The organism is Yersinia aleksiciae, assembly GCF_001047675.1.
In the GTDB taxonomy this organism is placed as follows: domain Bacteria; phylum Pseudomonadota; class Gammaproteobacteria; order Enterobacterales; family Enterobacteriaceae; genus Yersinia; species Yersinia aleksiciae.
The window spans coordinates 1,354,602-1,374,838 of the sequence record NZ_CP011975.1; the positions used below are offsets into that span (position 1 = coordinate 1,354,602).

Consider the following 20,237-nt stretch of genomic DNA (forward strand, 5'->3'; position numbering starts at 1 on the left):
TTGATAATTAGGGTGCTCATGTAGCACCCTAATTTTATGATGGGATGACCGCTCTCGGCATTCGGGACATCCATATCCATAGCAGAGCAAACATCAGTAGCGCGTATAAACTCTTCCAGCCAATCATCACCAGCAATATGCAACAGAGCATACTGCCAATCACCGACATCACCCGCGAGCGACCGCTCAATAAGCGAATTCCCGCCAACATGCACAGCAAATAGATCAGCACGAAAATACCGTTGGCATAAACAATCAGTAAATCCAATGGTAGTGACAGCCAGTAGATCAACAGAGCAAATGCCAGGCAACTGCCCACCACCGCTGTCAGCGCATAAACCGGGGTTTGCCCAGCTGAAAGCTGCGCCAACTGACTTTGTGGCCGCACTTGAGCTTGTGACCACACCATGCGGGCAAAGCTCTGGGTGTAGATATTGACGCTGGCAAAGCAGGCCAGATAGCCAATAATGCACGCGATCCACAGCGCATGTTCGCCAAACAGTTGCACCACGATTTGAGGTAGCGAGGCCGCCGCGGCCTGCTGTTCGCCATAGGCATGGAAGTGCAGCACCGCGACCGTACATCCCCAGTAAACCGCCCCTGCGACCAATAGCCCAACCATCAATGCTCGGGGGAAATCACGTTCGGGATGGCGAAATTCTGTCGCCAGATGCGCGAAGGCCTCCAGCCCGACAAAGCACCAGAACATCACGGCAAGCGCACTGAACATATTAGGTGGAGAAATATCTTGCGGCGATGGCCAAGGTATCTGTGATAGGCGAATATCCCCCTGCCACCAAATAGCCACCACCAGCGCGATGACCAGCAGCGCAATCAAGGTTTGCACATTGGCGCTGGAACCCGCACTGCGCGTTCCAAGCAGCCAAATGACCAGTAAAGTCACCAACTGCACCATCAGCAGTTCGCTATCACGCCAACCAAAGGCCGCCTGCCAGAAGCCGGCAGCAATTTGTAAGGCGGCGGGAAGCCCTACGGGAATGACGGACAGAAATAGCCAGCCAGTGACTTTACCCAACTTCGGCCCGAAAGCCATAGTGACGAAGTGAGCAGCACCGCCAGCGCTGGGGAAGTGGCGGCCTAAAGCAGCAAAGGCGATGGCGATCGGGAAAACCAGCACAATCAAAATCGGCCAGGCCCACAAGCTGTTATCACCCGCCAGCATGGCCGCCAGTGCTGGCACGGCAAAGACACCGGTACCCAGCAGTGAAGTGGACAACAACCCGACTCCCTGTGCGAGACTTAGCTCCTGTTTTAGTCCACTCACGACCCATATCCTATGCAGCTAATATTATCAGCGCTAACCTAACCACGACCGTTTTTGATGGATTGGATAATATTGGTGGTAGAAACACCATCCTCAAAATTCAGCACTTTAACTTCACCACCGGCGGCCCAGACTTCGGCACTGCCCGCAATTTCGTCCGGCTTATAATCCCCGCCCTTCACCAGTAGATCCGGCAAAATATCAGCGATTAAGCGCTGCGGCGTGTCCTCTTCAAACGGCACCACCCAGTCCACCGCTTCCAACGCGCCTAATACAATCATGCGCTGATCCAGTGGGTTAACCGGGCGTTTTTCACCTTTCAATCGTTTGGTCGAGGCATCGCTGTTCACCGCAACAATCAGGCGATCACCCAGCTTACGGGCATTGGCCAGATACGAAACATGACCCGCATGGAGGATGTCGAAAATGCCGTTGGTCATCACCACTTTTTCGCCACGCTGGCGAGCCTGCGCCACGGCTTTTTTCAGTTGCTGCTCATCCATCACACCAAAACCGGTTTCAGCACGGCCACGAATAGCATTTTCCAGCTCAATGGGAGAAACCGTTGAGGTCCCCAATTTGCCAACCACCACGCCAGCAGCAGCATTCGCGAGGAAGCATGACTCTTCGAGGGTGTTTCCAGCCGCCAGTGCCGCCGCCAACACGCCAATCACCGTATCACCGGCACCGGTCACATCGAACACTTCCTGCGCTTGTGTCGGCAGATGTAATGGCGGTTTACCCAGTTGCAGCAAGGTCATTCCTTGCTCAGAGCGCGTCACCAGCAGAGCGGAAAGTTCAAAGTCGGCCACCAGTTTCATGCCGCGGCTGACCAACTCTTCTTCGTTTTTGCAGTGACCCACCACCGCTTCAAATTCAGATAAATTAGGTGTCAGCAGTGTTGCGCCGCGATAACGTTCAAAATCGCTGCCTTTAGGATCGATAAGCACCGGAACTTTCGCTTTGCGGGCCAATTGGATCATCGGCTGAACGCTGTTCAATGCGCCTTTGGCGTAATCGGACAGCACCAGCGCGCCAATCTGTGGCAACGCCTGTTGAATGCGCTCAAAGATAGGCTGCGGATCAATGCCGTCAAAACCCTCTTCAAAGTCCAGACGGATCAGTTGCTGGTTGCGGGAGAGTACCCGTAATTTGGTGATGGTCGGGTGAGTGGGGACCGAGACAAAATCACAGCGCACCTGAACTTCATTCAACTTGCTGGTCAGGGCGCGCGCGGCATCGTCGATACCGGTCAAGCCCACCAAGCGGGAGATTGCGCCAAGGGAGGCGATGTTCATCGCGACGTTCGCAGCACCACCAGGGCGTTCTTCGATAGTATCAACTTTGACGACAGGAACCGGTGCTTCCGGTGAGATCCGGCTGGTCGGCCCATACCAGTAGCGGTCTAACATGACATCACCAACGACTAATACCCCAGCGCGACGAAAATCAGGCAGCGTGACTTTCATACGTTTGCCCCCCACTGTGAGCTGTTATTAACCCCGAAAACACGCATCCTTCGCTCCAATATTCTGTTCGTTATAGGGTGCCAGATAATATCACAGACACCTTGTTTACCATTCATAACCGCAACCTATACGTTAGCAGGTGTTGATACCAGCCATTTATGCCAACTGGCGGCTACCTGTGCTCTCTCGGCGATAAAACTGTCGGCTTCAACCTTGCTGGATTGCTCCTGCAACGCCAGATGATGGATCTCATCGCGCATGGTGACATAAGCATGGGTCAGCGCAGCAGCTTCATCCGGCGGCATAATATCGTCATTAGCCATCAGCTCAAAAATGCGCACATTATCTGACCAACGGGTCAAGCGCGGTTCACTGGCGGCATAGCACAGCACCAGATATTGCGCGATAAACTCAATGTCAGTGATCCCACCTTCGTCCGCTTTGATATCAAAGATATCGCGCTGTTTGCTGCCCAAATGATTACGCATTTTCTCGCGCATTTCGCGCACTTCCTGCTGCAATTGCGAACTGTCACGATGGCGGCACAAAATTTGCTGGCGAATGACGTCAAACTGCTGATGTAGCGCCGGATCGCCATGCACAATACGAGCACGGACCAGTGCCTGATGCTCCCAAGTCCAAGCCTCATTTTGCTGATAATCAGCGAAAGCCTCGACCGTGCTGACCAACATGCCAGCTTCACCGGATGGCCGCAGCCGGACATCGACCTCGTACAAAATACCTGACGAAGTGCGGGTGCTGAATAGGTGCATTATCCGCTGGGCCAAACGCAGATAGAACTGGCGGCCATCAATGCTGCGCTCGCCGTCAGTCATGACCTCTAATGGGCAGTCGAGCAAGAACACCAGATCCAGATCCGAGCTGTAACCCAACTCCCATCCCCCCAGTTTGCCATAGCCAATCACCGCGAAACCACGGCCTTCGCGCTGCTGTAAATGGCTCGGCTGACCATAGCGAACCACCATCTGGTTCCAGGCTTGCTGGATAACCGCCTCAATGATGGCCTCTGCCAGATAGGTTAAGTGATCGCTCACTTTCATTACTGGCAGCGCCTCGGTGATATCACCAGCGGCAATACGTAATTGTTGCGCCTGCTTAAACTGGCGCAACGCCTCCAACTGCTGCTCTTCGTCATCTTCCGGTACCCGCAGCAAATATTGGCGTAGCTCATCACGGTAAGCACCGGGTTCTAACGGCTGATAGAAGGATTGTGGATCGAGCAACTCATCCAATAACAAGGGGTAGCGAGCTAACTGGCTGGCTACCATTGGCGAGGCCGAGCAGAGGCGGATAACGTGTTTTAGCGCCGCATGATACTCCACCAGCAATTCCAAATAAGTGGTGCGGGTCACGATGCTCAGCAACAGTTGAATCAGGCGGCTCAGCGCCACATTGGCGTCGGGACGTGGGCAAACTTCCGCAAACAGGCGCGGCATTAGTTGGTCCAGCACCTCACGGCCACGGGGGCCAATGGTGCGTTTATCCATGTCATGGCGGAAGTCATTGATGGTGCTCAGCAATTGGCGGCGAGCGGCTTCGTCCAAATGCGGCGTCAGTGGGGCTAAATCACACTCTTCCAACGCATCCTGCCACAAACTTTTGTACAAACCATGACTGGGATCTTCGCCAATATCGGGGGTATCGTCGCCAATCAGGTCATCAAACACCCCACGCACCGCTTGCATATGCTGTTCCAGCGCCGCGCTCATGGCGGACCAGTCCGCATACCCCATGCCCCAAGCCAATCGGGCCTGATTGAGGGTATCGCTGGGTAAGGTCTGGGTTTGCTCATCAGCAATGGCTTGCAGCAGATTCTCTAAACGGCGCAAAAACAGATAGCTGCCACTGAGATCTGCCACTTGCGGCTCTGGCAATAAGCCCAACTCCGCGACCGCCTGCAACGTGGGCAGTAAAGCCCGCTCTTGCAGGCGCGGCTCGCGGCCACCACGAATCAGCTGAAATACCTGCGTGATAAATTCGATTTCACGAATGCCACCCGCACCCAGCTTAATATTGTCTTTCAGGCCGCGTCGGCGCACTTCACGGGCAATCATGCCCTTCATGTTGCGCAGTGATTGAATCACGCTGAAATCAATATAGCGACGGAAGACGAAAGGCCGCAGAGTCTGGCGCAGCTCCTTGCTGTAGTTATCCTCAGCACCGCCCATCAGGCGCGCCTTAACCATCGCATAGCGCTCCCAGTCACGGCCCTGCTCTTGGTAGTAATCTTCCAGCGCGGCAAAGCTCAATACCAAGGGGCCGCTATCGCCAAACGGACGCAGGCGCATATCCACCCGATAGACAAAGCCGTCAATGGTTTGCTGATCGAGCGCCTTGATCAGCCGTTGACCTAAGCGGGTAAAGAACTGGGCATTGTCCAACTGCCGCCGTCCTCCCTGCGTTTGGCCATTCTCTGGATAAGCAAAAATCAGATCGATATCAGAGGAGAAATTCAGCTCACCACCGCCTAATTTTCCCATGCCGAGAATCAGTAGCGGCTGCGGTACCCCGTCACCATTACAGGGCGTGCCGAACTCACGACAACAGGCCTGATAGAGCCAGTCGCGCGCCGCAATAATCAGGGTTTCAGCCAGCCAGCTGAGTTGCTGTAGGGTGTCAGTCGTGGCACTGGTTTGCTGCGCCTGTGACCAGGCGATTCGCACCATAATTCGGCGGCGAAACAGCCGCAAAGCCGCTAACAGTGCGGCTTCGTCTTGCACCTCAGCCAGCGCCTGACTGAGCCACTGCGGATAAAATTGCCACTCCTGCGGTTGCGGGGGCTGCTGATGCAGCTCCGCCAGCCATTCAGGGTGAATCTGTAGCATGTCACTGACAAAATCACTCAACACCAATACGGCGATATCTTCATCACCTAAGCTCAGCGGCGTCGGTAACTCATGAAAGCGCTGCTGTACATTCTGCGCCTGAATCTGTAATTCCGAGGGGAGTGGCAACATATCGAATTCCTTGTATACCCGTCGAAATTGAAGTCGCAGAGGACTAACTTAGCGCCCACCTGCAACTTCAATAAGTTAGGGTATATGTTCGACTAACGGACAGCACCGTTCAGCCAAAAGGCTGCCTGCGCCAATGCTTCTTTACGGGCGGTATCGCGCCAATGGCCCTGACGCTCCATAATGGCCAGTTGCAAACCAAACCAGCCATCAATGTACGGGTGCCATTCACTCTGTGGATAGAAGCCAGAGAGCAGTTGGAAGGTCATGATCTGCCGATTCAGACGGGGGAGTTGCGCCAGATAGCCATCGTCATCCATATGGTGACCAAAGGCTTCTTTTAGGTCGGCGGCACTGCGGCTCAGCATGATGTCGCAGAACCGCTTAAATGAGCCATCGAACTTGGCTTGTGCCTTGGCATCCATAAATGGCCGCCAGCCTGCTGTTACTAGCCACGATGTGAGCGCTAACTTACATTTCAGGTAATCGGCACTATAACAGAGCTGGTCTGCCTTCACGTTTTTCGGTTCTAACTGTGGCTCTAGCGCAATCAACAACGCCCGCAGTTCGGTGCTGGCTTTGCGTGGCACTAATCCGCCGAAAATCGCCAAGGTCTGGCGCACCATCGCCACTGCCTCAATAATCATTGCCTTAGCTGCGGGTTCGCCGCGCAACCATAGCTCTTCATGGTATTGCCAGTGATCCAGCGCCATCTCCAACCCCGCCACCATCCCTTGCTCGACGGTAGATTTTGGTGCTGGCTGTAAGACCAGCAATGGCCGCAATTCGCGCGGAAGATTGCCTTGTGCCAAATGATAGCCGCGTGCCGCTTTGCTCAGATTGCTCTGACGTAAACCGCCGATTTGCGCCAATTCAACCGCCAGTGCCAGTAAATCAGCCTGATGACCTTGCTTCAGCTCCAGTTCAATTTCGCTCAATGGCTCCGACAGCTCACCAGCACTAATCGAACCTTGATCAAGAGCAAGCTCTATCTCGCTCTCACCGTAAGTGATTACCCACTTTTCACGGGTGAAATCAGTGCGAAACAGCGGTTGTAACTCAGCTTGCAACGCCTCAACCGACTCGCCTTCTGGCCAGATATCAGCCGGAAAACGTGCCAGATCGAGTTTGTCGCTATCAATATCGACATTGTATTCAGGTCGTTGATGTAAACCGCCAACCACTTTACCGCCAGTCTTCACCGTCATTTCATAACGGCCATCATAACCACGAATACGCAGGCCAATATCATGCTGGCGCAGGCGGTTATCCGCAGTTTCAAAGTAGATGTTTGTCAGTGTTTGCGGCGCTGAATGCTGGCTTTGCCAGGACGTGAGCCGCTCCGGCAACGCGGCGATGGCCGCAGGTGTAGCAATAAATTTCAATTCTATTTCAACGGTCATAATTTCATTCACACCGGTATGTTGCGAGATTACGGGCATTATGCCTTTTTCACGGTGATTTGCCTGTTTTACACAAAAAAAACCGCGCGGACGCCCCAAGTCAAAAGCCTATTTTAACCTGTTTTAACGGGTCTGCCCTAAGGCTTCATAAGACAAATTTTCACTGCGGTAAAAATAGCCAATAATGTGGCCCAAGCCGCGCTGGCTATGAGAGTAAGATAGTTCTCATTCCGGTTTATGCGTTGCGTCGGCAAACTGAACACACTACTATCGTTCCATAAATTCACTCATAAATGACTCTCTAATGCAGAAAATACGCCTAATTTGCCTCGCGGTGCTAAGTCTCAGTCTCTCTTGGGGCGCGCACGCTGAAGAAAAACGCTACATCTCTGATGAGCTGGATACCTACGTTCATAGCGGCCCCGGTAATCAATACCGTATTGTCGGCACGCTAAAAGGTGGGGATGAAGTCACCCTGATAAGCGTTGATGAAGGCACAAATTATGGCCAAATCCGCGACAGCAAGGGTAAAACCACTTGGATCCCGCTGAATCAGTTGAGTGAAACCCCCAGCCTGCGTATTCGGGTGCCAGACCTTGAACAGCAGGTCAAAACACTGACTGATAAACTGGCTAATATTGATAATAGCTGGAATCAACGCACTGCAGAAATGCAGCAGAAAGTCGCGGCCAGCGATAGCGTCATCTCCGAGCTGCAAAAAGAGAATGAATCACTGAAAAACCAGTTAGTGGTTGCTCAGAAGAAGGTCAGCGCGGTCAACCTACAATTGGATGATAAGCAGCGCACCATCATCCTACAGTGGTTTATGTACGGTGGCGGAGTTGCGGGGATTGGCTTATTGCTCGGTCTGGTACTGCCACATCTGATCCCTAGCCGTAAAAAGAATAACCGTTGGATGAATTGATATCCGCTGTAACGTCAAGAACGAAGGGCTAAAATGAAGGTTTACTTGGTCGGCGGTGCTGTCCGCGACAACTTATTGAACCTACCCGTGACCGAGCGGGATTGGGTGGTCGTGGGCGCGACGCCGGAACAGCTGCTGACACAGGGCTACCAACAGGTCGGCAAAGATTTTCCGGTATTCCTTCATCCAGTCAGCCATGAAGAGTATGCGCTGGCACGTACCGAACGTAAATCAGGCCAAGGTTACACTGGCTTTACCTGCTACGCCGCCCCTGATGTCACGCTGGAAGAAGATCTACTGCGCCGTGACCTCACCATTAATGCTATCGCCCGCAGTGATGACGGTGAGTTAATCGACCCCTATCACGGTAGACAAGATTTAGAAAACCGGCTGTTACGCCACGTCTCCGATGCATTTGGCGAAGACCCACTGCGTGTCCTGCGAGTGGCTCGTTTCGCCGCCCGCTTTGCTCACTTAGGCTTTACTGTCGCGCCCGAAACTCAATCATTGATGGCAGCAATGGCACAAAGTGGCGAGCTGTCCGCGCTGACACCAGAGCGCGTTTGGAAAGAGACCGAGAAAGCCCTGAAAACGCAAAGCCCGCAGACCTATTTTCAGGTGCTGCGTGATTGCGGTGCATTAGCGGTGCTGTTCCCTGAAATTGACCGCTTATTTGGTGTTCCTGCGCCGGAAAAGTGGCACCCAGAAATTGATACTGGTATTCATACCCTGATGACGCTGGCGATCGCTGCTCAACTCAGTCCTGAGGTGGATATTCGCTTCGCTGCCCTTTGCCACGATTTAGGCAAGGGGCTGACACCCAAAGAGTTTTGGCCTCATCATCATGGCCATGGCCCCGCGGGCATCAAATTGGTTGAGCAGTTGTGTCAGCGTTTACGGGTGCCTAATCCGGTGCGTGATTTGGCTAAATTGGTGGCGGAGTACCATGATCTCATCCATACGGTGAATAAGCTTCGCCCTGAAACTCTGCTCAAATTATTTGATGCCATTGATGTCTGGCGCAAGCCAGAGCGCCTTGAGCAGATGATTATAACCAGCGAGGCGGATGCCCGTGGCCGTACCGGATTTGAAGAGAATCCATATCCACAAGGGGATTATCTGCGGGCCGCATTCCAGATTGCGAATGGGGTATCGGTGCAGGAAGTGGTCGCCAGCGGGCTGCAAGGGCTGGCTATTCGTGACGAACTGAAACGTCGCCGTCAACAGGCGTTGGCGCAATGGAAGCAAGCTCAGGAAGTTGCTCCAGAATAAACCCTTGATGCCATCAAACAGAAAGTCCTGATTAATCAGGGCTTTTTTTATGCTTCGGCCTCACCATGCTGTTACATAAAGACCCAGTACACCGCGGCGGCAACCACGAAACGATAGATGGCAAAAGGCACAAAAGAGATACGTTTAATCAGTGACAGGAAGGTTTTGATGGCAATCAGTGCGACGATAAATGCAGTGATGAATCCAACAGCAAACATCGGCAAATCGCCCAATGTCAGGAAGTGCAGACTCTTATACAGATCCAGCGCGCTGGCCCCCATCATCATCGGCACCGCCAAAATAAAGGAGAATTCAGAGGCAGCATAGCGATTAACGCCGACCAGCATCCCGCCAGAAATGGTGGCACCAGCACGGGAGAATCCCGGCCACAATGCAAGGCACTGGAAGCACCCGATGGCAAAAGCTTGGCGATAGGTAATGTCATCCAACCCGACGGCTTTCGGATTTTTAGGTTTGAACCATTCTGCTGCCAGTAACAGCAAACCGCCAGCAACCAAGGCATACATGACACTGTGCGGGTTAAAGAGCGATTTGATGGCATTGTGGAAGACCAACCCCAACCCCACCGCTGGCAGCATCGCCAGTAAAATATGGCCTAATGTCAGATGGCCGCTGGTTTTACCCTCATGGGGTGTCGCACCAAAATGGATACCAATCAGGCCAAACAAGCGCCGCCAGAACACCACCACCACCGCCAGAATCGACCCTAGCTGAATAATGACTTCAAAAGTTTTTGCTTTGTCGCCAGTAAAACCCAGTAACTCGCCGACAATAATCATATGCCCAGTAGATGAAACCGGCAGAAACTCGGTCAGTCCTTCTACGACACCCAGAACAAAAGCCACAAACAGCGAATACATATCCGTCATCAACGATACCCAATGCCATATGATAAAAACCAAAAAAACGGCAATGCTGAAAACTATCGAGATAGTTAACAAAACAATGCCGTTCAAATTCGATACTCATAAACTTATCACGCCATCCGATGCAATCAGACCACATTATTGATGCAGGGTTGCACTTTTATGTCATCCCAGCAAAAAATAGTCCATCACTCAGACAGGACGTTGACCCCGTTCAATCACCACGCCGACATTTCTGGCTTGGGCAACTGCGCCCGGTTTACTGACCTTAATCCGCACCCAAGGCGAATTAAAACGCTGTAGCAGCAGCTCGGCTATCTCTTCTGCCACCCGTTCGACCAAGGCAAAACGCTGCGATTCTACATGTTTTATGACGCTATCACTGATATCCGCGTAACTCAGGCAATCATTCACATTATCACTGGCGGCGGCTTTGCGGTTATCCCAGCCCATTTCGATATCGAACACCAGCTTTTGCTGAATGGTCTGCTCCCAGTCATAAACACCGATAGTGGTTATAACGCTGAGTTCTTCAATAAATACGATGTCCATCACGTCATTCTCTGTTTTTGTGCTCGCCGGATACCACTTCCAGCCGAATATGCGTATTATCCACTGATGTGGGGATTAAAACGATCATTATTCAACAGGGCGGTGTTATGAGTGCTATCGCGCTTGGCATGATTATCTTCGCGTATTTGTGTGGCTCTATTTCCAGTGCGATCTTGGTCTGCCGGGTTGCCAAGCTGCCAGATCCGCGTGTGCATGGTTCTGGAAATCCTGGCGCCACCAACGTACTGCGCATTGGTGGCCGCACGGCTGCCGCGACCGTCCTGATTTTTGATGTGCTGAAAGGTATGTTGCCCGTTTGGATAGCTTATCTACTGCATGTTTCGCCGCTGTATCTTGGCCTGACCGCCATTGCCGCCTGTCTCGGTCACATTTATCCGGTATTTTTCCACTTCAAAGGTGGCAAGGGTGTCGCCACTGCATTCGGTGCTATCGCACCCATCGGCTGGGATCTGACTGGCCTGATGACCGGTACTTGGCTGCTGACGGTATTGCTGAGCGGCTATTCGTCATTAGGGGCTATTATCAGTGCCCTGATAGCCCCCTTCTACGTATGGTGGTTCAAACCGCAATTCACCTTCCCTGTCGCCATGCTCTCCTGCCTGATCCTGATGCGCCACCACGATAATATTCAACGTTTATGGCGCGGCAAAGAGAGTAAAATCTGGGACAAGCTCAGAAAGAAAAAACAGAAAACCCCCGCCGAAGAAGCCGCAGAGTTGGAAGAGAAAGAAGATTAGTTTTGCCGAATGACCTCGCCATCCCACCAAATCCAGAATGACTGAGCGGGAGCGAGGCAAGGCGCAAAGGAATGAAAAAACGGAGTGGACTCTCGTCCATGAGTATTTTGAATGACTGCGGCAACACCGCCGCAGCCCCGCACAGGCATTCGATATATAGCACTCAGAATGACGCGGCAACCCGGCCGCAGCCCCGCACAGATTTTCTAATCAGACTTTCGGCAATTCAGCCAAAGGCCAACGCGGCCTGACCGACACACTCAACTCACTGCTCGCACCACTTTTCAGCCGAATCAAACCCGCATAGGCGATCATCGCACCATTATCGGTACAAAATTCTGGCCGGGCATAGAACACCTCACCGCCGCGCTTTTTCATCATTTCAGCCAGTTTTGAGCGTAAAGTGCGGTTAGCACTGACACCACCAGCGATGACCAAGCGCTTAAAGCCAGTCTGATCCAACGCACGTTTGGATTTAATCGCCAAGGTATCCACCACCGCGTCTTCAAATGCTCGGGCGATATCGGCGCGAGTTTGATCATCAGTGCCATTGGCGCGGATCGTGTTTGCCGCAAAGGTTTTCAGACCGGAAAAACTGAAATCCAGCCCAGGACGGTCAGTCATCGGGCGCGGGAAAGTAAATCGCCCCGCAGAGCCTTGTTGCGCCATACGTGACAGCATCGGCCCGCCGGGGTAATCCAATCCTAGTAATTTGGCTGTTTTATCAAAAGCTTCACCTGCCGCATCGTCAACAGATTCGCCCAGCAACAAATATTCGCCGATACCGGTGACGCTAATCAATTGAGTGTGACCGCCGGAAACCAGTAACGCGACAAAAGGAAATTCGGGGGCATTCTCTTCCAGCATCGGTGCCAATAAGTGGCCTTCCATATGATGGACCGGTACCGCAGGGACACCCCATGCAAATGCCAATGCACGGCCAACGGTGGCCCCGACCAATAATGCGCCAACCAAGCCCGGACCGGCGGTATAGGCCACGCCATCAATATCCTTGGCACTCAGATTGGCTTCTTTCAATGCAGCCTGAATCAGCGGCACAGTTTTGCGCACATGATCACGGGAAGCCAGTTCAGGGACTACGCCGCCATAATCAGCATGCAATTTAACTTGGCTGTACAGTTGGTTAGCTAACAGACCGGTTTCATCGTCATACACTGCAATTCCGGTTTCATCGCAGGACGTCTCTATACCCAAAACTCGCATTACATTTCCCATCATTCACGTGCGGCCGACAGTTTAGCATAACAGTGACGTCCGTCATGATTTCTGATCCCAAATTGCGTGGTAAAAGTCCCCTTTTGGGTCTCCAGCGACAGGAATGTTGTTGATAGTTTTCGCATTTGAAAAGAATGTTGATAAATTCGATCAATGTCCCTGTTTAGTATATAATCAGCGGCCGTCGCACCCTTAGGCACCAACTTTCTTGTAAAGAACGGGGCGACATCACAGGGGCGTGCCTGTTTCAATTTGCTGTGGTGCTTTACAAAGCAGCATCCATTGAAGTAAAATTCCGCACCATTTTGAGAAGGCTGGCGATTGGCCAGCAGCAAACCGATTTCTATTGAGGTGAGAGGCACATGCCGGTAATTAAAGTACGTGAAAACGAGCCGTTCGACGTAGCTCTTCGTCGTTTCAAACGCTCTTGCGAGAAAGCAGGTGTTTTAGCTGAAGTTCGTCGTCGTGAGTTCTATGAAAAACCGACTACCGAACGTAAACGCGCTAAAGCTTCAGCTGTGAAACGTCACGCGAAGAAATTAGCTCGCGAAAACGCACGCCGCACTCGTCTGTATTAATTCTTCGGGGGTAACCCCACCGCGTAGTTTTTTATGTTCTAAGAACGCGCAGATCGAGTAGTTGCATACGAAGGCCGTGCTTTCCGAAAGGAATGCGCGGCTTGTTCTCGTTTATGGACTGACGACTAGGGGCTTATGGCTGGACGAATTCCACGCGTATTTATCAATGACTTGCTGGCTCGCACCGACATCGTCGATCTTATCGATGCTCGGGTTAAGCTGAAGAAGCAAGGCAAAAATTACCATGCGTGCTGTCCGTTCCATCATGAGAAAACACCCTCATTCACCGTTAACGGCGAAAAACAGTTTTATCACTGTTTCGGCTGCGGCGCACATGGTAATGCCGTAGATTTCTTGATGAATTACGATCGACTTGAATTTGTCGAAAGTATCGAGGAATTGGCCACCATGCATGGGCTGGAAGTGCCTTATGAGGCAGGAACTGGCACTACCCAGATCGAACGTCATCAACGACAAAGTCTTTATCAACTGATGGAAAGCCTGAGCGCATTCTATCAACAGTCACTCAAAGGCCAGAACGCCAATCAGGCACGCGAATATCTTAAACATCGCGGTTTGAGTGAAGAAATCATCCAACACTTTGCTATCGGTTTTGCCCCCCCTGGTTGGGACAATGCCTTAAAACGTTTTGGCCGCGATGGTGAGAGCCGCACTGCGCTGAACGATGCTGGGATGCTGGTGACTAATGATACAGGGCGAACTTATGATCGTTTTCGTGAGCGCGTCATGTTCCCTATCCGTGATAAACGCGGGCGGGTTATCGCTTTTGGTGGGCGAATTCTGGGTGACGGAGTGCCGAAATACCTCAACTCACCAGAAACAGAAATTTTTCATAAGGGCCGCCAGTTATATGGCTTGTATGAAGCGCAAGTGAATCACCCCAATCCAACACGATTACTCGTGGTGGAAGGCTATATGGATGTGGTGGCATTAGCGCAATTTGGCATTGATTATGCTGTTGCTTCGCTGGGAACAGCGACGACCGCGGAGCATATTCAACTATTATTCCGCGCGACCGATAACGTAATTTGTTGTTATGACGGCGATCGGGCGGGGAGAGATGCCGCCTGGCGAGCATTAGAAACGGCACTGCCCTATCTAAATGACGGACGTCAGCTACGCTTTATGTTTTTGCCCGATGGCGAAGACCCAGACACATTAGTACGTAAGGAAGGGAAAGACGCATTCGAACATCGGATGGAGGAGGCGCAGCCACTCTCAACCTTCTTGTTCGAAACGTTGATGCCACAGGTAGATTTAAGCAGCCCCGACGGGCGCGCCAAGTTAAGTACATTGGCACTACCGTTAATTAGCCAAGTGCCTGGCGAAACCTTACGTCTTTATCTGCGTCAGCAGTTAGGCAATAAGTTAGGTCTGCTCGATGACAGCCAGCTTGATAAGCTGATGCCAAAACAGGCTGAAAATACGAATACCTACCAGCCGCCCCAGCTAAAACGCACAACCATGCGTATACTTATAGGGCTACTGGTACAGAATCCACAGTTGGCGACACTCATTCCCTCACTACAGGGAGTTGAACAAGCCAAGTTAGCCGGTTTACCGCTATTTATTGAGTTGGTTGAGACTTGTCTGGCCCAGCCGGGACTGACAACCGGGCAGTTATTGGAACTGTACCGTGATAATAAATTCAGCCAACAACTTGAAACTCTCGCAACATGGAACCACATGATTGTTGAGGATATGGTTGAACCGACTTTTGTCGATACGCTAGCAAGCCTGTATGACTCCATCTTGGAGCAACGTCAGGAAACACTGATAGCACGTGACCGAACACATGGATTAAACACCGAAGAACGTAAAGAGCTTTGGTCTTTGAATCTGGCTTTAGCCAGAAAAAAATGAATCACCCAACGGCTTAATTGCCGATAAATGTGGGGGCGACTCCCCACAATATGCCGCCATAGCGGGCAGCGGCGACAAAAAAAGGCCCCAAATGCTATTGTTGGCGGTTTCGCCGACCGACACCAACCCAAATACTCTGAAGTGTGGATACCGTCTTATGGAGCAAAACCCGCAGTCACAGCTGAAGCTACTTGTCACCCGTGGTAAGGAGCAAGGCTATCTGACCTATGCTGAGGTCAATGACCATCTGCCGGAAGATATCGTCGATTCCGATCAGATCGAAGACATCATCCAGATGATTAATGACATGGGCATACAGGTACTTGAAGAAGCCCCTGATGCCGATGATTTAATGCTGGCCGAGAACACCACTGATACCGACGATGACGCGGCGGAAGCTGCTGCACAGGTGTTGTCCAGTGTTGAATCTGAAATCGGGCGTACAACCGACCCGGTGCGTATGTACATGCGCGAAATGGGTACCGTTGAGCTATTGACGCGTGAAGGCGAGATTGATATCGCCAAACGTATCGAAGAGGGTATTAATCAGGTTCAGTGCTCTGTAGCTGAATACCCTGAAGCTATTACTTACCTGTTGGAACAATATGATCGTGTCGAAGCGGGTGAAGCCCGTTTATCCGACCTGATCAACGGCTTTGTCGATCCAAATGCCGAAGAAGATATTGCACCGACGGCAACTCACGTAGGCTCTGAATTATCCACTGAAGAGATGGATGACGACGACAAAGAAGAAGAAGACGAAGAAGAGGAAGAAGACGACAACAGCATCGACCCAGAGCTGGCACGTCAGAAATTCAACGAATTGCGTGAGCAGTATGAAACCACACGCATGGCAATCAAGAAAAATGGCCGTAGCCACGCCATTGCTGCTGCCGAGATTCTGAATCTTTCTGAAGTGTTCAAACAGTTCCGCCTGGTACCGAAGCAGTTCGACTATCTGGTCAATAACATGCGTGCCATGATGGATCGCGTTCGTACTCAAGAACGTATCATCATGAAACTCTGTGTTGAACAGTGCAAAATGCCGAAGAAAAACTTCGTTACCCTGTTTGCCAGCAATGAAACCAGCGATACCTGGTTTGCTGCGGCAGTGGCTATGGGTAAACCATGGTCTGAAAAGCTGAAAGATGTCTCGGACGATGTTCAACGTAGCTTGCAGAAATTACGCCAGATCGAAGAAGAAACGGGTCTGACGATTGAGCAAGTGAAAGACATCAACCGCCGTATGTCTATCGGTGAAGCGAAAGCGCGTCGTGCTAAGAAAGAGATGGTTGAGGCTAACCTGCGTCTGGTTATCTCTATTGCGAAAAAATACACCAACCGTGGTCTGCAATTCCTGGATTTGATTCAGGAAGGTAACATCGGCTTGATGAAAGCAGTAGATAAGTTCGAATACCGTCGCGGTTATAAGTTCTCAACTTATGCCACTTGGTGGATTCGTCAGGCAATCACCCGCTCTATCGCAGATCAGGCACGCACCATCCGTATTCCGGTGCATATGATTGAAACGATTAACAAACTCAATCGTATCTCACGCCAGATGCTGCAAGAGATGGGCCGCGAGCCAACGCCAGAAGAGTTGGCTGAACGCATGCTGATGCCGGAAGACAAGATCCGCAAAGTGCTGAAGATTGCGAAAGAGCCAATCTCAATGGAAACCCCAATCGGTGATGATGAAGATTCACATCTGGGCGATTTCATTGAAGATACCACTCTGGAGCTGCCGCTGGACTCTGCAACCTCTGAGAGCCTGCGCTCTGCCACTCACGACGTGTTAGCTGGCCTGACCGCACGTGAAGCAAAAGTTCTGCGTATGCGTTTCGGTATCGATATGAATACTGACCACACTTTGGAAGAAGTGGGTAAGCAGTTCGACGTAACCCGTGAGCGTATTCGTCAGATCGAAGCGAAGGCATTGCGTAAATTGCGCCATCCAAGCCGTTCTGAAGTGCTGCGCAGCTTCCTAGACGATTAATCGTCCGTTGCTGTAACCCGCAAACAAAAACCCTCGGCATGCCGGGGGTTTTCTTTTCTTAGCCTTAAACACCATCTTCTACAGCCAATATCAACGCTGTGTTACCTGCATTCACCTTAAAACACCTTATTTTTGCACATAAAACACCCACCTGATTTCTCAGCTCTAGACCGCAGGATAAAAACTACCGTATAATCAGCGCCCAAGCTTGGCCCCTTAGCTCAGTTGGTTAGAGCACGCGACTCATAATCGCTTGGTCACTGGTTCAAGTCCAGTAGGGGCCACCAAATAAAACAAGGAGTTAGATGAGAAATCGTCTGACTCCTTTTTATTTAGATGGGTTTTGGGTCAGTTTGGAAAATTCCGCAATCAAGCGATAGCGACCGATACCTCAAGCTATTGCAATCCCATTAAGTATTTATCCTCATTATTCATGAGTGTTATTCATAAAGCCTATCCTATTGCAAGCTATTATCATTTGATGAAATATCACTAATATAAGCTATCCCATTGTATCCAAACAGATGACTATGATTGACTCTCAGGCGTGCGTGCAGACAGCAAACGGAAAATCGACTGGCCTCACTTTTATTATTATTCTCAGTGCATTAATGGCCTTCACATCCTTATCTACTGATATCTATTTGCCCGCAATGCCTGAAATGGCGAAGGATTTGCAGGGCAATGTGGAACTGACCATCACTGGTTTTTTAATCGGCTTTTGCATTGCGCAACTGATTTGGGGGCCACTAAGTGACAACTTTGGTCGCCGAATGCCACTGTTTATTGGTATGGCATTATTCATTGTCGGCTCCATAGGCTGTGCTCTTTCTACTAATATTTCACACATCGTTTTCTGGCGGGTCTTTCAGGCTCTGGGGGCATGTACCGGTCCAATGCTAGCGCGAGCCATGATCCGTGACCTGTTTAGCCGGACTCGTGCTGCTCAGATGCTCTCTACACTGATGATCATTATGGCCATCGCGCCAATTGCCGGGCCGCTGCTCGGTGGACAAATGATAAAAGTCACATCATGGCATGCCATTTTCTGGCTGTTAGCCGTTATCGGTGCATTAATGCTGATCTCTTTACGATGGTTGCCTGAAACGTTACCCGCAGAGAAACGGGTGAAAGCCTCCTTACCTAGCGCCTTTCGTAACTATTATGTGCTGCTGATGAATACAACATTTATGCGTTTTACGTTATGCCTGACATTTTATTATGTCGCCGTATACGCGTTTGTCGCGGGGTCACCCTTTGTCTATATCACTTTCTTTGGCATTGATCCGCAGCACTACGGCTGGCTTTTTGCGCTGAATATTGTGGGAGTCATGGGGATGAGTATGGTGAATCGTCGTCTGGTATATCGCTATTCGCTTGAAGCGCTGCTGAAAATTGCAGTCGCTGTCGCAGCCATCGCCGCGTTCGTTCTTGCTCTAGCGGCAAAACTGGAAATCGGTGGGATAGCCCTGATTGTGGCCCCGATTTTTGTCTTCTTTTCAATGAACGGCATCATTGCGGCCACATCCACTGCTGCCGCGCTGGACGCGGTACCCAATGTTGCCGGTTCTGCGTCTGCGCTGATGGGGGCGTTACAGTATGGTAGCGGCATTATCTCTTCTTTGTTGCTCGCACTCATGAGTGATGGCACGCCCTGGACCATGGCCTGGATCATCGCCCTGTTTACTCTGGCCAGTGCGGTGATGGCACTGACCACACGAAGACAGAGCAGCCTGTAGCGTAAACGAGGGAAGAGTGCATGATGACCAAGCAAAAAAGCGTCTTTACGATCTGCCTGTTCTCTCCGCCGCTGGCACTTTGTCAATAACCTCGCCACTCTATCACGAGTGGCTTTTTGGTTTCTGGTGGTAGCTGCGGCAAGTCACTACTGCTGGCTATTTTCTTTGGCTTTTGACCACGAAGGGCGATTCAGGCCCATTCAGTACCCCTTCACTGCCTAGTCGTCCCGAAAGGCCCGCCTCATCAAGAGCCGTTTGCATTGCTTTGTGGTAAGCAGGGCCTGCGTTCCACGCTCATCATTAAACCACCCTACGTCTGAAGGATTCTCCAGATCAGGGATTTTTAGCCTTTATTCAGCATATACAGAATCTTATCGTCAAAAATCCCCATAAATTGAGGGTGTTGACACATTTTGGCGGTCATAAAAATCAATGAATGAGCGAATGATGGAAAAAAGTCTATTTTTCAATAAATTAATTGGCGGAATCGCCAGCGCTTTTATTGGTAGCAGGATGGCTAAGTATGTAAAGGAAACATTCCACATAAGAACTTCATTGATATCATTAATTTTATTTATGCATCAAATGATAGGCTTATACTTATTGCAGTCATCAATAACATAATTCAGATCATACAGGAGTTAGAGTCATGCTTAATATTGATCGGAAATACCTCATGAATCTTGATGAAAGCACATTAAAAAAACAGCGATTGATCATGCAGATCATTGCCGTTCTACTGCTATTGGGCGGGATATTCTGCTTGATCAATCCATTGGCCTCCAGTGTCGTGCTGAGCAAGATCATTGGTATTCTGCTGCTACTCAGTGGTATCGCCTTGATTGTCGGCATGGTGACCAACCGCCGCGCCCATGACCTCTGGCCGATGGTGACTGGGATCTTACTCGGCGTGGCATACATTGTTATGGGTTATGTATTCATCACAAATCCAGCGATTGGCATGATAAGTCTGGCGGTGGTACTGGCCGTGCTATTTGCCTTTGGTGGGGTGATGCGGCTGATCTCTGGTTTTAAAACATGGAAAATGCCGGGCGCATGGTTGCAGATCTTGTTAGGGGTATTGGATCTGGTGATCACCTATCTGTTGGTCAGCGCCGGGCCGCTGATGTCGATTACCATGGTCACCACCTTGGTTGGGATTGAGATGTTATTCAGTTCATTTAGCTGCTTTATGGTGGCGAGCCTCTATAAACAAAATTCATAAATCTCCTCTTCTGAGCGGTATCCTGAGCTGGGATACCGCTCCCCCTTCGACGT

At 51.0% G+C, this 20,237-nt stretch carries 15 protein-coding genes and 1 tRNA gene; 9 read left to right on the forward strand and 7 right to left on the reverse strand.

The window, feature by feature from the left end:
* Positions 1–34: 34 nt before the first annotated feature.
* From yjeH to ACZ76_RS06270, 4 genes are all read right to left on the reverse strand, one after another.
* Entirely contained in the window at positions 35–1,285 is a 1,251-nt protein-coding gene (gene yjeH, locus ACZ76_RS06255) for an L-methionine/branched-chain amino acid transporter (protein ID WP_071840480.1), read from the reverse strand.
* Positions 1,286–1,323: 38 nt separating this feature from the next.
* Positions 1,324–2,754, reverse strand: a complete 1,431-nt coding sequence (gene hldE / locus ACZ76_RS06260) for a bifunctional D-glycero-beta-D-manno-heptose-7-phosphate kinase/D-glycero-beta-D-manno-heptose 1-phosphate adenylyltransferase HldE (RefSeq protein WP_048617797.1) — start codon at positions 2,752–2,754, stop codon at positions 1,324–1,326.
* Positions 2,755–2,879: 125 nt separating this feature from the next.
* Positions 2,880–5,732 carry a bifunctional [glutamate--ammonia ligase]-adenylyl-L-tyrosine phosphorylase/[glutamate--ammonia-ligase] adenylyltransferase gene (glnE, locus tag ACZ76_RS06265; protein ID WP_048617799.1) on the reverse strand — a complete coding sequence of 951 codons (2,853 nt, stop codon included), beginning with the start codon at positions 5,730–5,732 and terminating at the stop codon, positions 2,880–2,882.
* Between the two features lie 92 nt (positions 5,733–5,824).
* Positions 5,825–7,132, reverse strand: coding sequence for a CYTH domain-containing protein (locus ACZ76_RS06270; protein ID WP_048620212.1), 1,308 nt, complete (start codon positions 7,130–7,132; stop codon positions 5,825–5,827).
* A gap of 304 nt (positions 7,133–7,436) precedes the next feature.
* Between ACZ76_RS06270 and ACZ76_RS06275 the strand changes: the two genes are divergently transcribed.
* Positions 7,437–8,057, forward strand: a complete 621-nt coding sequence (locus ACZ76_RS06275; protein ID WP_048617801.1) for a TIGR04211 family SH3 domain-containing protein — start codon at positions 7,437–7,439, stop codon at positions 8,055–8,057.
* A gap of 33 nt (positions 8,058–8,090) precedes the next feature.
* Positions 8,091–9,329 (forward strand): multifunctional CCA addition/repair protein, encoded by a 1,239-nt coding sequence (locus ACZ76_RS06280; RefSeq protein WP_048617803.1) that lies wholly within the window; start codon positions 8,091–8,093, stop codon positions 9,327–9,329.
* A gap of 71 nt (positions 9,330–9,400) precedes the next feature.
* On the opposite strand, the gene bacA is transcribed toward ACZ76_RS06280, so the two are convergent.
* Together bacA and folB are read right to left on the reverse strand one after the other, a co-directional pair.
* On the reverse strand, positions 9,401–10,219 hold the full coding sequence (gene bacA, locus ACZ76_RS06285) for an undecaprenyl-diphosphate phosphatase (protein WP_048620213.1): 819 nt from the start codon (positions 10,217–10,219) through the stop codon (positions 9,401–9,403).
* A 189-nt stretch (positions 10,220–10,408) separates the two neighbouring features.
* Positions 10,409–10,768 carry a bifunctional dihydroneopterin aldolase/7,8-dihydroneopterin epimerase gene (folB, locus tag ACZ76_RS06290; RefSeq protein WP_048617805.1) on the reverse strand — a complete coding sequence of 120 codons (360 nt, stop codon included), beginning with the start codon at positions 10,766–10,768 and terminating at the stop codon, positions 10,409–10,411.
* A gap of 107 nt (positions 10,769–10,875) precedes the next feature.
* Between folB and plsY the strand changes: the two genes are divergently transcribed.
* Complete coding sequence (gene plsY / locus ACZ76_RS06295; protein ID WP_048617807.1) at positions 10,876–11,526, forward strand: glycerol-3-phosphate 1-O-acyltransferase PlsY; 651 nt, start codon at positions 10,876–10,878, stop codon at positions 11,524–11,526.
* Between the two features lie 210 nt (positions 11,527–11,736).
* Here plsY and tsaD read toward each other — a convergent pair whose 3' ends face one another.
* The gene (gene tsaD, locus ACZ76_RS06300; RefSeq protein ID WP_048617809.1) at positions 11,737–12,750 is read right to left on the reverse strand and encodes a tRNA (adenosine(37)-N6)-threonylcarbamoyltransferase complex transferase subunit TsaD; all 1,014 of its coding nucleotides are present in this window, start codon (positions 12,748–12,750) and stop codon (positions 11,737–11,739) included.
* Between the two features lie 374 nt (positions 12,751–13,124).
* On the opposite strand from tsaD, the gene rpsU reads away from it, so the two are divergent.
* The 6 genes from rpsU (at position 13,125) to ACZ76_RS06330 (ending at position 20,184) form a co-directional block, all read left to right on the forward strand.
* Positions 13,125–13,340, forward strand: coding sequence for a 30S ribosomal protein S21 (gene rpsU / locus ACZ76_RS06305; RefSeq protein WP_001144069.1), 216 nt, complete (start codon positions 13,125–13,127; stop codon positions 13,338–13,340).
* A gap of 135 nt (positions 13,341–13,475) precedes the next feature.
* Entirely contained in the window at positions 13,476–15,224 is a 1,749-nt protein-coding gene (gene dnaG / locus ACZ76_RS06310; protein ID WP_048617811.1) for a DNA primase, read from the forward strand.
* A 157-nt stretch (positions 15,225–15,381) separates the two neighbouring features.
* Entirely contained in the window at positions 15,382–17,220 is a 1,839-nt protein-coding gene (gene rpoD, locus ACZ76_RS06315) for an RNA polymerase sigma factor RpoD (RefSeq protein ID WP_048617813.1), read from the forward strand.
* Between the two features lie 210 nt (positions 17,221–17,430).
* Positions 17,431–17,507, forward strand: a tRNA-Ile gene (locus ACZ76_RS06320).
* A gap of 243 nt (positions 17,508–17,750) precedes the next feature.
* Entirely contained in the window at positions 17,751–18,959 is a 1,209-nt protein-coding gene (locus tag ACZ76_RS06325) for a multidrug effflux MFS transporter (RefSeq protein WP_048617815.1), read from the forward strand.
* A 649-nt stretch (positions 18,960–19,608) separates the two neighbouring features.
* Positions 19,609–20,184 carry an HdeD family acid-resistance protein gene (locus ACZ76_RS06330; protein ID WP_048617818.1) on the forward strand — a complete coding sequence of 192 codons (576 nt, stop codon included), beginning with the start codon at positions 19,609–19,611 and terminating at the stop codon, positions 20,182–20,184.
* The last annotated feature ends 53 nt before the right edge of the window (positions 20,185–20,237 follow it).

Bases quoted from the DNA above. Each gene is read 5' to 3' on its own strand.
- hldE (WP_048617797.1), bottom strand. From the start codon at position 2,754: ATGAAAGTCACGCTGCCTGATTTTCGTCGCGCTGGGGTATTAGTCGTT.
- glnE (WP_048617799.1), bottom strand. From the start codon at position 5,732: ATGTTGCCACTCCCCTCGGAATTACAGATTCAGGCGCAGAATGTACAG.
- ACZ76_RS06270 (WP_048620212.1), bottom strand. From the start codon at position 7,132: ATGACCGTTGAAATAGAATTGAAATTTATTGCTACACCTGCGGCCATC.
- ACZ76_RS06275 (WP_048617801.1), top strand. From the start codon at position 7,437: ATGCAGAAAATACGCCTAATTTGCCTCGCGGTGCTAAGTCTCAGTCTC.
- ACZ76_RS06280 (WP_048617803.1), top strand. From the start codon at position 8,091: ATGAAGGTTTACTTGGTCGGCGGTGCTGTCCGCGACAACTTATTGAAC.
- bacA (WP_048620213.1), bottom strand. From the start codon at position 10,219: ATGACGGATATGTATTCGCTGTTTGTGGCTTTTGTTCTGGGTGTCGTA.
- folB (WP_048617805.1), bottom strand. From the start codon at position 10,768: ATGGACATCGTATTTATTGAAGAACTCAGCGTTATAACCACTATCGGT.
- plsY (WP_048617807.1), top strand. From the start codon at position 10,876: ATGAGTGCTATCGCGCTTGGCATGATTATCTTCGCGTATTTGTGTGGC.
- tsaD (WP_048617809.1), bottom strand. From the start codon at position 12,750: ATGCGAGTTTTGGGTATAGAGACGTCCTGCGATGAAACCGGAATTGCA.
- rpsU (WP_001144069.1), top strand. From the start codon at position 13,125: ATGCCGGTAATTAAAGTACGTGAAAACGAGCCGTTCGACGTAGCTCTT.
- dnaG (WP_048617811.1), top strand. From the start codon at position 13,476: ATGGCTGGACGAATTCCACGCGTATTTATCAATGACTTGCTGGCTCGC.
- rpoD (WP_048617813.1), top strand. From the start codon at position 15,382: ATGGAGCAAAACCCGCAGTCACAGCTGAAGCTACTTGTCACCCGTGGT.
- ACZ76_RS06325 (WP_048617815.1), top strand. From the start codon at position 17,751: ATGATTGACTCTCAGGCGTGCGTGCAGACAGCAAACGGAAAATCGACT.
- ACZ76_RS06330 (WP_048617818.1), top strand. From the start codon at position 19,609: ATGCTTAATATTGATCGGAAATACCTCATGAATCTTGATGAAAGCACA.